The sequence below is a fragment of the Streptomyces sp. L-9-10 genome (assembly GCF_004151105.1).
In the GTDB taxonomy this organism is placed as follows: domain Bacteria; phylum Actinomycetota; class Actinomycetes; order Streptomycetales; family Streptomycetaceae; genus Streptomyces.
Genome location: NZ_PHRF01000095.1, coordinates 266,720 through 280,423 on the forward strand (window position 1 = coordinate 266,720; position 13,704 = coordinate 280,423).

The 13,704-nt window shown below is 71.1% G+C and carries 12 protein-coding genes; 4 read left to right on the plus strand and 8 right to left on the minus strand.

Annotation, left to right across the window (positions count from 1 at the left end; all coding sequences use genetic code 11):
* Window positions 1–122 precede the first annotated feature (122 nt).
* A complete protein-coding gene (locus CU044_RS22550) occupies window positions 123–2,201 on the plus strand; it encodes a TPM domain-containing protein (protein WP_240045769.1) in 2,079 nt (692 codons plus the stop codon).
* Window positions 2,202–2,318: 117 nt separating this feature from the next.
* Entirely contained in the window at window positions 2,319–3,029 is a 711-nt protein-coding gene (locus CU044_RS22555; RefSeq protein WP_129770534.1) for a PspA/IM30 family protein, read from the plus strand.
* 54 nt (window positions 3,030–3,083) lie between these two features.
* On the opposite strand, the gene CU044_RS22560 is transcribed toward CU044_RS22555, so the two are convergent.
* From CU044_RS22560 to CU044_RS22580, 5 genes are all read right to left on the minus strand, one after another.
* Window positions 3,084–5,639: a SpoIIE family protein phosphatase gene (locus CU044_RS22560; protein ID WP_129770535.1), complete on the minus strand. Its 2,556-nt coding sequence runs from the start codon at window positions 5,637–5,639 to the stop codon at window positions 3,084–3,086.
* Window positions 5,640–5,786: 147 nt separating this feature from the next.
* Entirely contained in the window at window positions 5,787–6,257 is a 471-nt protein-coding gene (locus CU044_RS22565; RefSeq protein WP_129770536.1) for an ATP-binding protein, read from the minus strand.
* 240 nt (window positions 6,258–6,497) lie between these two features.
* Window positions 6,498–6,917: a (deoxy)nucleoside triphosphate pyrophosphohydrolase gene (locus CU044_RS22570; protein WP_129770537.1), complete on the minus strand. Its 420-nt coding sequence runs from the start codon at window positions 6,915–6,917 to the stop codon at window positions 6,498–6,500.
* A 58-nt stretch (window positions 6,918–6,975) separates the two neighbouring features.
* On the minus strand, window positions 6,976–7,155 hold the full coding sequence (locus tag CU044_RS22575; protein WP_129770538.1) for an SPOR domain-containing protein: 180 nt from the start codon (window positions 7,153–7,155) through the stop codon (window positions 6,976–6,978).
* Window positions 7,156–7,470: 315 nt separating this feature from the next.
* Complete coding sequence (locus tag CU044_RS22580; RefSeq protein WP_129770539.1) at window positions 7,471–8,223, minus strand: GntR family transcriptional regulator; 753 nt, start codon at window positions 8,221–8,223, stop codon at window positions 7,471–7,473.
* Between the two features lie 219 nt (window positions 8,224–8,442).
* Here CU044_RS22580 and CU044_RS22585 point away from each other — a divergent pair, with 219 nt between their 5' ends.
* Window positions 8,443–9,630 carry a threonine synthase gene (locus CU044_RS22585; protein ID WP_345790146.1) on the plus strand — a complete coding sequence of 396 codons (1,188 nt, stop codon included), beginning with the start codon at window positions 8,443–8,445 and terminating at the stop codon, window positions 9,628–9,630.
* Between the two features lie 156 nt (window positions 9,631–9,786).
* Window positions 9,787–10,395 (plus strand): DoxX family protein, encoded by a 609-nt coding sequence (locus CU044_RS22590; protein WP_275670213.1) that lies wholly within the window; start codon window positions 9,787–9,789, stop codon window positions 10,393–10,395.
* 56 nt (window positions 10,396–10,451) lie between these two features.
* Here the strand turns inward: CU044_RS22590 and CU044_RS22595 are convergent, their stop codons facing one another.
* The 3 genes from CU044_RS22595 to CU044_RS22605 are packed head-to-tail and all read right to left on the minus strand — an operon-like array spanning window position 10,452 to window position 13,486.
* Window positions 10,452–11,453: an alpha/beta fold hydrolase gene (locus tag CU044_RS22595; protein ID WP_129770541.1), complete on the minus strand. Its 1,002-nt coding sequence runs from the start codon at window positions 11,451–11,453 to the stop codon at window positions 10,452–10,454.
* Between the two features lie 12 nt (window positions 11,454–11,465).
* Entirely contained in the window at window positions 11,466–12,416 is a 951-nt protein-coding gene (locus tag CU044_RS22600) for a WD40 repeat domain-containing protein (RefSeq protein ID WP_129770542.1), read from the minus strand.
* A gap of 50 nt (window positions 12,417–12,466) precedes the next feature.
* Window positions 12,467–13,486 (minus strand): cupin domain-containing protein, encoded by a 1,020-nt coding sequence (locus tag CU044_RS22605; protein ID WP_129770543.1) that lies wholly within the window; start codon window positions 13,484–13,486, stop codon window positions 12,467–12,469.
* Window positions 13,487–13,704 lie beyond the last annotated feature (218 nt).

The window sequence follows — 13,704 nt, forward strand, 5'->3', positions numbered from 1 at the left end:
CCTTGGCGCGACATAACCTCCCAAATGTGACGTCACTCGTAAGCCGCCCCGGGCCCGGTCGCCCCGGGCCCCGTCGCCCCACGCCCTGTCGCCCCAGGACCCGTATAGCCGTCAGGGCTCTCGTGGCCGCGCTGGTGACGGCGTGGTGGCTTGTCGTCCCCGCCGCTCAGCAGGTGGCCGCCGAGCAGCCGATCCCGCTCGACCGGCAGAGCCAGATCACCGACAAGGTCGGGGCGCTAGGCAATCAGCGGACCGCGGTGAGCCGGGCGCTCGACCGCCTCTACAACGACCGGCGGGTGCAGCTCTTCGTCGTGTACGTACGTGACTTCTCCGGGCACGCGCCGCAGAGCTGGGCCGACACGACGGCCACCCGCAACGGCCTCGGCCGTGACGACCTCCTGCTCGCGGTCGCCACCCACGACCGGCGGTACGCCTACTCCGCGGACATCGACTCGCCGCTCACCGCCGGCCAGCTCGCCACGGTCGCCCGCACCGCCGTCGAACCCGCGCTGCGGCAGAACGACTGGTCGGCGGCGGCGACCGGCGCCGCGAACGGATTCGACGCGGTGCTCGCGGGCCGGCCGGTGCCCACGCCCGCCATCACGCCCGGGGTGGCGGACCCGGGGGGCCCGGCGGCCGACGGAGGCGCGGCGACCAATCTGGTGCTGCCCGTCGTCGTGGTGGTCGGGGCGGCGGCCATCGGCGCGTACAGCTTCGCCAAACGGAAGCGGCGGATGGCGGTCCGTACGACACCACGGGGCGAGCGGCAGGGCTGGGGCTCCCCCGGCGGTACGGAGCCACCGGCGCCGACTCCGCTGCCCGAGCTCGACAGCCGGGCGAAGCAGGTCCTCGTCGAGACGGACGACGCGCTGCGCACCAGTCAGGAGGAACTGGGCTTCGCCACGGCGCAGTTCGGCGAGGAGGCGGCGGCACCGTTCACCGACGCCGTGGCCTTCGCGAAGGGCCAGCTGACCCTCGCCTTCCGGCTGCGCCAGCAGCTGGACGACGCCTTCCCCGAGGACGACCGGACCCGCCGCCGCATGCTGGACGAGATCATCGCCCGCTGCGCGGAGGCGAACAGCCGGCTCGACGCCGAGTCCGAGGGTTTCGACCGGCTCCGGGCCCTGGAGCGGAACGCGCCGCAGGCCGTCGAGACGGTCGGGGGCACCTTCCGCGAGCTGAACGGGCGGGTCGCGACGGCGCGGGACACGCTCGCCGCGATGCGCGAGCGGTACGCCGACTCGGCCTCCGCGCCCGTCGCGGACAGCGTCACGCAGGCCGAGGACCGGCTCGTCTTCGCGTCCACCGCTCTGGACGAGGCACGCGGCTTCACCGACGCGGGCGACAACGGCAGGGCGGCCGTGCACGTACGGGCGGCGGAGGCGGCCGTCGGGCAGGCGGCCACGCTCGTCGAGACGGTCGAACGGCGCGCGCAGGAGCTGACGGACGCGGCCGGGAAGCTTCCCGGCGCGCTGACCGAGACGGAGACGGATCTCGCCGACGCGCGCGGGCTGTTGAAGGGAACGACGCCGGGGGTGCCCACGGCCGACCTCCAGGGCCGGATCGGCCGCGCCGAGGCGGTGGTCTCGGGGGTACGGCGCGAGCTGGACTCGGGACGGTACGACCCGATCGACGCGCTGCGCCGGGTCGAGGAGGCGGACGCGGTCCTCGACGAGGCGCTGACCGGGGCGCGGGAGCGCGCGGAGGGCAGCCGCCGGGCGGGCACGCTCCTCGATCAGGCGATGCTCACCGCACGCTCGGCGATCGGCGCCGCCGCCGACTACATCGGCACGCATCGCGGGGCGGTCGGCAGCCAGGCCCGTACCCGCCTGACGGAGGCTCAGCGGCGGCTGGAGCTGGCGCACGCCACGTCGGTGTCGGGCGATACGCAGGGCGCGCTGGCCGAGGCGCAGCGGGCGGACGCGCTGGCCAGGACGGCGCAGGACCTCGCCGAGCAGGACGTGCGGTCGTTCGGGAGCCGGTACGGCGGCGGCGGTGTCCAGGGAACGGGGGGCGGACTCGGTGGCGCCGTGCTCGGCGGAATCCTCCTCGGCGGCCTGTTCGGCGGCGGGGGCGGACTCGGTGGAGGCGGCATAGGCGGGGGCGGGGGGTTCGGCGGGGGCTACGGGGGCGGCGGCGGACCCGGCAGCTTCGGCGGCGGCGGCACGCGCGGCCGGATGGGCGGCGGCGGCCGGTTCTGACGTCGTCCCCTGCCCCATCAGCACCTTTCTCCATCACCACCTTTCCCCGTCGCCTTTCCCCACAAGGCCACACCGCGTACGGGGCCACGAGGCAACAAGGCCATAAGGAGAAGAGCCATGACCAAGCAGACCATCCTCGGCCGGGTCAGCCAGCTGGCGAAGGCCAACATCAACGCCCTGCTGGACCAGGCGGAGGATCCGCAGAAGCTGCTGGACCAGCTGATCCGCGACTACACCAACAACATCGCCGAGGCCGAGGAGGCGGTGGCCGGCACCATCGGCAATCTGCGGCTGCTGGAGCAGGACCACACGGAGGATGTGGCCGCGGGCCGTGAGTGGGGCGAGAAGGCGCTCGCGGCCAGCAGGAAGGCGGACGAGCTGCGCGCGGCCGGGCATACCGGCGACGCGGACACGTTCGACAACCTCGCCAAGGTCGCGCTGGAACGCCAGCTCCAGTCCGAGAAGGAGGCGAAGACCGCGGAGCCGACCATCGCCTCCCAGACGGAGGTCGTGGACAAGCTCAAGACCGGTCTGGAGCGGATGAAGGCGAAGCTGAACGAGCTGAAGGCGAAGCGCGACGAGCTGGTGGCACGGTCCAAGTCCGCCCAGGCGCAGAACCGGATGATGGACGCGGTCAAGAACATCAACGTCATGGACCCGACCAGCGACCTCGGCCGGTTCGAGGACAAGGTGCGGCGCGAGGAGGCGAGGGCGATGGGCAAGCAGGAGCTCGCCGCCTCGTCGCTGGACGCCCAGTTCGAGCGGTTGGACAGTGTGGGCGACAGCGCGGAGGTCGAGGCGCGGCTGGCGGCGCTGAAGAGCGGCTGACGGGAAGGAGCGGCTGACGGCACGGCCCCGGGCCCAGTCGTCCCGGGCCCGGCGTCAGAACATGCTCAGCAGCTGCTCGACGGTCGGCTCGGCCGACGAGTCACCGTCGGGCAGGGCCAGTTCGAACCAGACCGTCTTGCCGCGCGGCGTCCGGCGCGAGCCCCACGCCGCGCTCAGCAGCCCGACCAGCTGGAGACCCCGGCCGCCCTCGTCGGTGTCACGGGCCCGCCGCCGCCTCGGCTGCACCAGCCCCGCGTCCCACACCTCGCAGACGAGGGTACGGTCGCGCAGCAGCCGCAGCCGGATCTCCCCCTCGCCGTAGCGCATGGCGTTGGTGACCAGTTCGCTGACGAGCAGCTCCACGGTGTCCACCAGCGGTTCGAGATCCCAGGCGAGCAGCTGCGTACGGGCGAGTTCCCTGGCCCGGCCCACCGAGCGCGGCTCGCGGGGCAGCAGCCAGTCGCCGACCGCTTCGGCCGGCAGCCCCTGGATACGGGCCATCAGGAGGGCGATGTCGTCCTCGCCGTGCCGGGTGTCGAGCGTGTTCAGCACGTGGTCGCAGACGTCCTCCAGCGGACGGGACGGATGGGCGAGAGCCGCGCGGAAGGCGTCCAGGCCCTCGTCCAGCGGCTGGTCCCTGGATTCGACCAGCCCGTCCGTGTAGAGCGCGAGCAGCGCGCCCTCCGTCACATCGACCTCCACCTGCTCGAACGGCTCGCCGCCCACACCGAGGGGCATCCCGGGCGGCACGTCGAGCAGCAGCGCCTCCTCGCCCGGTTCGACGAGGACGGGCGGCAGATGGCCGGCGTTGGCGAACGTGCAGCGCCGGGTGACCGGGTCGTAGACGGCGTACACGCAGGTGGCGAGATAGACCTCGGCGAGGTCCGCGTCGCGCGACTTGTGGGCGACGCGCGAGGCCTGCTGGGCGCCGCTGGGCGAGCCCAGTCCACGGGCGATCTCGTCCAGCGCGGAGAGCACTTCCGCGGGCTCCAGATCGAGCAGCGCCAGCGTGCGTACGGCGGTGCGCAGCTCGCCCATGGCGACGGCGGCCCGCAGGCCGCGCCCCATGACGTCGCCGACGACCAGCGCGGTGCGGTGGCCCGGCAGTTCGATGACGTCGAACCAGTCGCCGCCCACTTCGGTGGCCGTGTTGCCGGGCAGATAGCGGCAGGCGATGTCCAGCCCCGCGGCCTCCGGGTCGCCGGGCGGGAGCAGGCTGCGCTGGAGGATCAGGGCGCGTTCGTGCTCCCGGCGGTAGAGGCGGGCGTTGTCGATACAGACCGCGGCGCGCGCGGCGAGTTCCACGGCGAGGGCCCGGTCCCGTTCCCCGAACGGCTCGCTGCCCTTCGTACGGGAGAACTGGACGAGCCCGATGACGCTGTCGTGGGCGACCATCGGGACGGCGAACGTGGACTGGACGAGGCTGCCGGCCTCGCCGGGGATGGTCTGCACGCGGCCGGTGCGCAGCGCGCCCGCGCTGAGCGAGCTGAACGGGAAGCGGTGGACGGCGCCGACCTCGGGCGGGACGTATCCGTCGCCCTCGCCGCCCGGCCCGGTCAGCGGTACGTCGGAGACGGCGCTGGCGAAGGCGACCCGGCGCAGCCGGGCACTGCCGCCGCCGGAATCGGCCCCCGAGGAGCCCCAGCGTCCGGGCGGCGCCTCCTCGCCGGTGAGCAGGCTCTGGTAGAGGTCGACGGAGGCGAGGTCGCAGAAGCCGGGGACGGCCACGCCGAGCAGCTCGCGCGCGGTGGTCTCCAGATCCAGGGAGTTGCCGATACGGGCGCTGGCCTCGTTGAGGAGGGCGAGGTTGCGGCGGGCGCTCGCGGCTTCCCTGGCGGCTATGTGACGGCGTGTGACATCGGTGGCGACCCCGGCGACCCCGATGGAGCGGCCGGAGCCGCTGTGTACCCGGTAGAGGTTGATCGACCAGTGCCGGCGTTCCGCGTCGCCCGGCCGGGTGCCCACGATCTGGAGGTCGGTGACGGACTCCCCGGTCTTCAGGACCCGTTCCAGGGCGGCGGTCATCCGCTCGGCCTCGGGGCGCGAGAGATAGTCGTGGACCGTACGGCCGCGGTGGTCGTTGGCCTGGCCGCCGAAGACGGTGGCGAAGCGCTGGTTGGCGCGCTGCACCTTCAGGTGGGTGTCGAACAGCAGGAAGCCAAAAGGAGATTGGCCGAAAATAGCCTGCGAGGAGGCGAGGTCGGTCTCGATCCGGCGCAAGGCCCTGACGTCGACGACGATACAGAGCGCGGCGCGTTCGCCACGCTCCGTCTCGCTCGGCATCACATAGATCTCGGCGATCCCGTGCGGTTCGGCGCCGCCGTCCGTACGGAACGGAACGAGGCCGGTCCATTCCTTGCCGTCGAGGATCTCCTTGATCTTGCGATGGCCTCGCGACCGCTGGCCGGCCGGCATGAACACCTCGACCGGGTCCCGGCCCCTGACCTTGTCGGCATCCACTCCGAACAGCTCGGCGGCCCGCTCGCTCCACTGGTCGACCAGCCCGTCCGGACCGATCGAGAACGAAGCGACCTTGATGTAGTCATAGATCGAGCCGGGCGGACTGCTCTGCCATACGACGTCGCCCGCCGCCCCAGATATCTCGCTCACGCGACCGTCCCCTCCAGCTCACGCACCGGACCGGCCATGCCCGCAGTATTCAGCACTACGGCCCCAGCCGACACGGCGTTCACGATCACAGCACGGTCTCGTTCTTTTTGAGCCGAGCCCGTCGTGATCGTTCTCCCTCCCAGACTTCTAACCAGGGAGGGGCAGCTCGAACCACACGGTCTTACCGGTCTTCCCACGACGTGTACCCCAACGCCGGGCGGTAACCGCCAGAAGCTGGAGTCCCCGGCCCCCTTCGTCGTCGGGACCGGCGGGGCGTTCGGTCGGTGGATCGGGCAGCGGATCGGAGACCTCCACCAGCAGCGCGGCACGCTCCGTGACGGCGGCGCCGTCGGCGCCGTCGGGACCGCCCGGGTCCCCGGGCCCCGGCTCGACGGGGCGGACGGCGAGCCGGACCCCGATCGGCCCCGAGGTGTAGCGCAGGGAATTGGTCACCAGCTCGCTCACCAGCAGGACCGCCATATCGCCGACCGACTGCGGCAGACGCCAGGCGTGGAGCGTGTCACGGACGGCATGGCGGGCGGAGCGTACGGCATCGAGTTCGGCAGGGAAGGTCCATTCGGCGCATGCGTCACCCTCTGTGTCGATCAAGCCGATCACTTCCCCAGACCGACGGCAGACCCGCGTCCCGTTTAGGGGGGTTAATCAGCACATACCCGATATCCGTCGCGGCTACCGTCACAGCCGCCGTCACAGGGGAGGCCGCATCGGCACAAACGGACTACGCCCTCTCCGCACATGACGTACCGCTCGTCACACCGCCGCGCACTCCTCACGCACGTCCCGTACGCTTCGCCGCGCGTTCTTCGTGCGTTCTCCACGCCCCGCCCGGTGCCGAGTTCAGGGGATCCGGCGGGTCGGCGCGGCGGCGGCGCGCAGCCGGCGGGCCGCTTCGGCCACGGCCGGACGGTCCTGGTCGAGCCAGTCGACCGTATGGATCTCGTCAGGGCCCAGCCAGCGGAGTTCGTCGTGGTCCTCCAGCGGCCTGGGCTCGCCGGAGAGCAGCCGGGCCATCCACACCTGGAGCACATAGCCGGGCTTGAGCTGCCATTCGCCGGGGATCCGCTCCACCGGCTCGGTCTCCACGCCGAGTTCTTCCCGCAACTCACGCACCAGCGCCTGTTCTGGACCCTCCCCCGGCTCCAGCTTGCCGCCCGGCAGTTCCCAGCGGCCGGCCAGCTCGGGGGGCGCGCTGCGCCGGGCGGCCAGCAGCCGCCCCCGGTCGTACACGGCGCCCGCCACCACCACACGATCAGTCATGCGCCGGAGCGTAACGCGCACTCGGCCAAGGGCGTGGCGTACGGCGCACCGGAACGGCCTACCCGGCGGCCTGGCTGACGCGCTCCACCCAGTAGATCCGCTGCTGTCCGCGGCCGTCGAGGCTCTCCACTATCTTCTGCGCCTCGTCCTGGGTGGCATATCTGCCGACGCGATAGCGGTTGCCGTTGCCGTCCTCCCGTATGACAAGCCACGGGAGCATGGCTCCGCCGTCGTTCATCGCGTTCCTCCCTGCACCGACCTGCATCTCTCCGAAGATCCCCGGGAAACCGCATTCCGCATATGCCGGAGCCTACGCCTGACCTTCACAGAGCGGATACGGGTTTGTACAAAGAGATACGCATCCGGCCAAGAAAACGCCGAAAAACGGAGGCGGCAACCGACCGCGCGCGCCCCCTGCCGCCCCCGCACGCCCGATCGGGCCCTGAATCATGCCCGTACGGCCGGACGCGGGCAAGTCCGGCCGACCCGTACGCGCCGTCAACTCCCCACGCGCGCCGGGCCGTCGGTCCGGCCGTACGGCCGGACCCGCCGGTCACTTCACGGAGAGGTGGTACGCGATCCGGTACCGGTCCGCGGGGACGACGACCTCAGCGGTCTCCACGGCCCTCCCCGACGCGTAGTACGTCCGCTCCAGGACCATCACGACATGGCCGGGCACCCCGCCGAGCGCCATGAGCTCCTCCGCCAGCCCGGGGCGCGCGCCGACCTCCTCCAGCACGTTGTCCACGACGATGTCGATGGCCGCCATCCGCTCGACCACCCCGCACCCGCCGAGCGGCCCCTCCTCGGGCAGCATCACCGGCGTACGCCCCGTGACCGCGAGGGGTTCCCAGGAGGTGGAGAGCATCATCGGCTCGCCCGCCTCCCGGAAGACGTAGCGCGTACGCATCACACGGTCGCCCGGCTCGATCCCCAGCCGGGCGGCGATCTCCGGCCCGGCCTCGTCCTGCTCGCTGCGGGACTCCCAGGTGCCCCGCGCGCCCGTCGCCGCCTGCTCCTGGCGGAACGGACTGGAGCCGGACGGCGGCCGGTACCCGGACCGGGCGATCCGGCGGGGGACGGGGCGCTCACGGACGTACGTACCGGATCCGGAGCGGCCCTCGACCAGCCCCTCGGCCATCAGCACCTTGCGCGCTTCCAGCGCGACCGTGTCGGAGACGCCGTACTCCTCGCGGATACGGGCCTGCGAGGGCAGCCGGGTATGCGGCGGCAGTGCGCCATTGGTGATCTTCTCTCGAAGATCGCTCGCGACGCGGAGATAGGCGGGCTGCTCACCGAAGGCCACGGGCCACTCCCATCAGGTTGACAGACAGCAACAGCGTGGCAACCGTCGGTTGATCACCGCAAGCATGGGCCAGAGTTTCACCCGAAGTGATTACTCGCGTTTAAGCAGGTCTTTACCGCAGGTGCGCCCCGTCGCGCCCTGCTGCCACGCCGGGCGCACCACCGCGCGACCGGCCCGTGCCGGCCCCGTGCGGACCGTGAAACTGCGATGCTGACGATCATGACCACGATGTACGTCTGCCCGGTCGACGGCACCCGTTCACCCGTCGCGTCGCTCGCCTGGTGCTGCCCCGTCTGCCGAGGTCCCTGGGATCTGGACTTCGAGGCGTCGGCCGTACCCCTGAAGCCCCTTTCCTCCCGGGTCGATTCGCTCTGGCGGTACGAGGAGGCACTGCCGCTCGCGGCGCCCGTCACGACGCTCGGCGAGGGCCGTACCCCGCTCGTACCGCTCACCCCGTCCGTCTCCGCCAAGCTCGACTTCCTGATGCCGACGCTCTCCTTCAAGGACCGCGGCGCCGTGATGCTCGCCGAGCTGGCACGACGGCTCGGCCCCGAGCGGGTGACAGCCGACAGCAGCGGCAACGCGGGCACGGCGATCGCCGCGTACTGCGCGCGGGCCGGGCTGCCCTGCACGGTGTACGTGCCCGAGGCCACCTCGCCCAAGAAGACGGAGCAGATCCGGGCCCACGGCGCGCGTCTCGAACGCGTCCCCGGCGACCGCGAGGCCACCGCGCGGGCCGCCCGCGCCGCCGCCGACGAGCCGGGCACGTTCTACGCGAGCCATGTCCACAACCCGTACTTCCTGCACGGCACCAAGACCTATGTCTACGAGCTGTGGGAGGACCTCGGCGGACGCCTTCCGGAGACGCTCGTCGTCCCCGTCGGCAACGGCACCCTGCTCCTGGGCGCGGCGCTCGCGATCGCCGAACTGTCCGCGCACGGGCTCATCGGCGAACGCCCCGCGCTGATCGCCGTCCAGGCCGAGGCGGTCTCACCGCTGGCGACCGCCTTCCGCGCGGGCGCCGAGGAGCTGCTGCCCGCACCGGCCGGGAGCGCCCCGACCCTGGCCGAGGGCATCGCCATCCCGAACCCGCCGCGCGCCCGGCAGATCCTGCGGGCGGTGCGGGCCTCCGGCGGCACTTTCCGTACCGTGACCGAGGATCAACTGCGCGCCGCCCAGCTCGATCTGGCCTCGCGGGGACTGTTCGTGGAGTCCACGGCCGTCGCCTGCTGGGCGGCGGTACGCGACGGTGCCGACGGGACGGACGGGACGGACGGGACCGACGCGACGGACCGGGCAGGCCGGGCCGCCCGCACGGACCTCCGCGCCGTCGTACCGCTGTGCGGCGCGGGCGCGAAGACCGGGCTCGCGCCGGCGGCCGGGGCGGGCGGTCCGTCCGCCCCGTAGGTGTCGTGCCGGACGGAGAGGGCCCTCCTCACGGGCGCGGCAGCCGCCACAGCTTGCGTGCCGGGCATGCGGACGTTGTACTGAAGGACGCTGTACCAAAGGCGACAAAACGCACGCCTCCAGGTACCGGTCATGCCGCGGCGCGAGAAGAAGAGAGTGACCATGCGGTATCCGCATCCACGTCCCACGATCAGACAGCGTTCTCCGCGTGCGGCAGGGTGCACGGCCGACACGGGCGCCGGCTGGACCAACGCCGGGCTGCTCGCCCTCCGCGTCGTCGTGGGAGGGCTGATGACCGCCCACGGACTACAGAAGACGACGCACCGGCTGGGCGGAGAAGGCCTGGCGGGCGGTGCCGAGGAGTTCCGGCACGACGGCTTCCGCGGCGGGCGGCTCACCGCGGTGGCGGCGGGACTCGGCCAGACCGGCGGGGGCGTGCTGCTCGGGGCCGGGCTGCTGACGCCCCTCGGGGTGGCGGCCGTCGCCGGTGTCATGACCGTCGCGGTCACGGTGAAGCTCCCGCACGGGCCGTGGGTCCAGAACGACGGATACGAGTACCCGCTGGTCCTGATCCTGACCGCGGCCGTCACCGGGCTCGCCGGGCCGGGCGACTGGTCGCTCGACCGGCTGGCGGGCGTCAAGTGGCCCGCGTACGCGGGCATCGCCGGATGTGCGGCAGGAGTACTGGGGGGCCTGGCCACGCGGCGTGCGCTGTGGCGGGCGGGCCCGCGGTACGGGGAGCCCGAAGCGACGAGCAGCCCCTGAAACCACCCCCTGGGACGAGCACAGCCCCTGACTGAAAGCCCCCTCCGACAGGCGCTTCAGCCCTGGGTCCGCGCGAGCAGCTCCCCGAGATGGTCGCACCAGATCTCGGCGACGTGGAGCGTCTGGTGCCCGCGCGATTTCGGGCCGGCCGGAAGCGTCATGCCTCGTCCGTTCGGAACCTTCGCGACGGCTCTCTCAAGACCTCCGAGTTCGACGGGGTTGAGCCCGTCGTCCTCGAAGTTGAGAGCCAGCAGCGGCGCCCGTATGGCCGGGAGGCCGGGCGCCGGATCGTAGTCACGGGACGCGTCGAACTCCCAGATGACGTCGTTGGCGTCTTCACCGTCCAGTGCCCGCGTCTCGGTGCGGTCGATCTGTGTGTCGGCGGCGTCGATGGAGGGCAGATCGGAGGCCATGCGCCCCGCGCTTCCCGCCATGAGCTGGAACAGCGCCATCGCGTGGCCGAGTCCGGCCGGCTGCTTGTTGTAGCGGCCGTCGGCGTATCCGGGATCGGACTCGATCAGATGGATGAGCATCCGTCGCCAGAGCAGGTTCCGCCCGGTGATGCGTTCGGGAAGGCTGGCGATCGTCATCAGCGCCCGCGGAACGTCGGGATACCGCTCACCCCACATCCACGTCTGCATCCCGCCCATCGAGGTGCCGAGCAGCAGCCGCAGCCGCTCGACGCCCAGCCCCTGTACCAGCAACCGGTGTTGCCCCTCGACGATGTCGCCGTAGCCGTAGCGCGGGAAGTCGGGCCCCAGCCCGTCGCGGGGGCGGCTCGATCCCCCGTGCCCCATGGCGTCCGGCATGATCACGAAGAATCTGCCCACATCGAGGGGCCGGCCGCTCCGGAACAGGAAGTCGGCGGTCGTCGGCTCCAGGAACTGCCGTCCGGATCCGGTCGTACCGTGCAGGAGCATCACGGCGTTGCCCGCGTCCGCGTCCAGGGACCCGAGTGTGTGGTACGCCAGAGTCACATCGAGGCGGCGTCCGTCATCGAAGGGAAAGTCGCTGACCGTGTGCCGGCCCGGCTCGGCTTCGCTTTTCCAGTCGGTCATGGCTTGGCCTCTCTAGAAGAACGAGAGGGTCTCGATGCCGACGCCTGCTTGCACGGTACGCAGGACCTCGCCGCGTTCGAGATTGCACACGGCCAGCGAGCCCTCGTTGTGATTCGCGATGAGCACCGTTTCCCCGTCCTCGTGGAAGGCCATGTTCATGGGGCCCTGGCCGAGGTGCAGCAGCGACTGGGACTTGAGGTCCTCGGAGAAGACCGTGGCCAGCGGCTCCTCGAAGTTCGTGACCACGAGGTACCTGCCGTCGGGGCTGTAGCGGGCGATCTGGGCCGCCTTCTCGTGCCCGTCGAGTGTGACCGTCGCGCGGGTCTCGTCCGACGCCGTGTCGACGATGAAGAGCTGCGGCTGCTCCGCGTCGACGAGGACGAGCGTCTCCCCGTCAGGAGACATGCCGATTCCCGCGGAACCGTTCGGCGTGGGAATTTTCTTGATCACGCTTTTCGTGGCGAGATCGACGACCGACGCGAAGGGGTCTTCCTCGTTCTCGGTGTAGAGCTTGCTGTTGTCCGGCAGCACTTCGACGCGGTGCGCCTTGTTGGAACCCACCTCGATCACGGTCTCGATCTCACCGTTCTCCGGGTCCATTTCGAGCACCACACCGCTGTTCTCGCACACGCAGTACAACGTTCCGTCCGCGCCCCAGCGCAGGCCGTGCGGGGCCAGATGCGGAAACGTACTGAGGTCCCCGACGTGCTTCCGTTCCCGCAAGTCGAACTTCGCGACCAAGTGGCCCGGATGCGGATTGTCCCCGTGGATACCGGCGCCGTATATGGGCGCATAGGCGAAGCGGTGATCGGGCGAGATCAGCAGCTCGTGCACCCTCGGCGCGAAGCCTTCGAGGGTCAACTCGACCTCATAGGTGTCCGGATCGAGGAAAAGAACATGATTCCCGACCTTGTCGATTGCCACGAGCCCCTTGCCGCCTGTCGGAAAATTCGCGTCTGGCATGACGCCCTCCTGTTCCCACGCATCGCCGAGGCGCCCTCGTCGGGCGCCCCTCAGCCAGTGCCGACTTCGATACCGAACTGCCTCCCGACCGCCGTCAGCCGGTCCAGATCTCCTCCCGGATCGCTGTCCGGCCCGGGAGCCGGACGACACGCACCGCGGTAGTAATCCTCGATTCCACCGGGCACCGTCAGATCGAACAGCCTTACCGTCCGATCGGTGCGGTTGCGCACCGAGTGATGAACGCCCCAGGGCACCAGCACCACCGCTCCGGCGGAGGCCTCGTATTCCTCTCCGTCGACCAGCGCGGTGGCGGTTCCTTCCAGGACGTAGAAGGCTTCCTCATAGCGGGCATGGCGGTGGGCGGGCATGCTGCCGCCCGGCTCAAGCGTGATCTCGGTGACCGTATAGGCGCCCGCGGTCGCGAGCCCCGCCGCTTTGATGGTGTACGTCGCTCCCGCGGCGTACCGGCGGTCGCCTTCACCCGGGAGCACCAGCGTGGGACCGCGCCCTTCACCGATCGGAAGGGGCCTCGCCGACCCGTCGGAGCCGTTCTCCACATACGTGACGCCATAACGCGGGGTCCGGGCGTTGATCTCCTGGACCGGCATCGTCCCGCGCTTCCCCGGAGGCCCGTCGCCCGGTTCGCCCAGCTCCAGAAAGAAGCCCTCATTACCGCCGGGGGTGGTGAAGGTGAGGAGTTGCGCGCTCTCCTCTCCGACATTGCGCCATTCATGAGCGATACCACGGGGCGCCGCGAAGAACGTGCCGTCCCCGACGGTGGTGTGTATTCCCCCCGCTTTCAGTTCGAGTGTCCCGCGGAGCAGGAAAAAGCCCTCCTCCTCGCGCGAATGAACGTGCCGGGGCGGGCCGGTTCCGGGCGGTGGACAGTCGAGCCAGAAAGCGTACTCACTTCCCGTGTCCTCACTGACAGCGGAAAAGGTGATCAGGTCATCACCCATCCACCAGATCGAGACGCCCTCGCCCGGCTCCACCAGCTTCCCGCGCCTGAGCAGAGGGGCGTCCTGCCGGATAGGCCTGTTCAGGTCCTGTGGTGTCCTGGCCTTGGCCATCGCTCACCCGTCCCGTCCGAGGTCCGAGCGCGCGCCCTCTACTCACACGTGGCGGGCGATTCCGTGGCCTGTTCGATGGGCCGGGCCCCGGACCTCGTAGTCGCACACCCATCAATTCTCGCCCGGTAGGAGCCGCTGTCAAAACGTACGGACCGGGCTCCGCTACCTGCTTTTGGCTCGGCGGGAGTCGGACCGGCGGGAGTCAGCTCGGCGGGAGT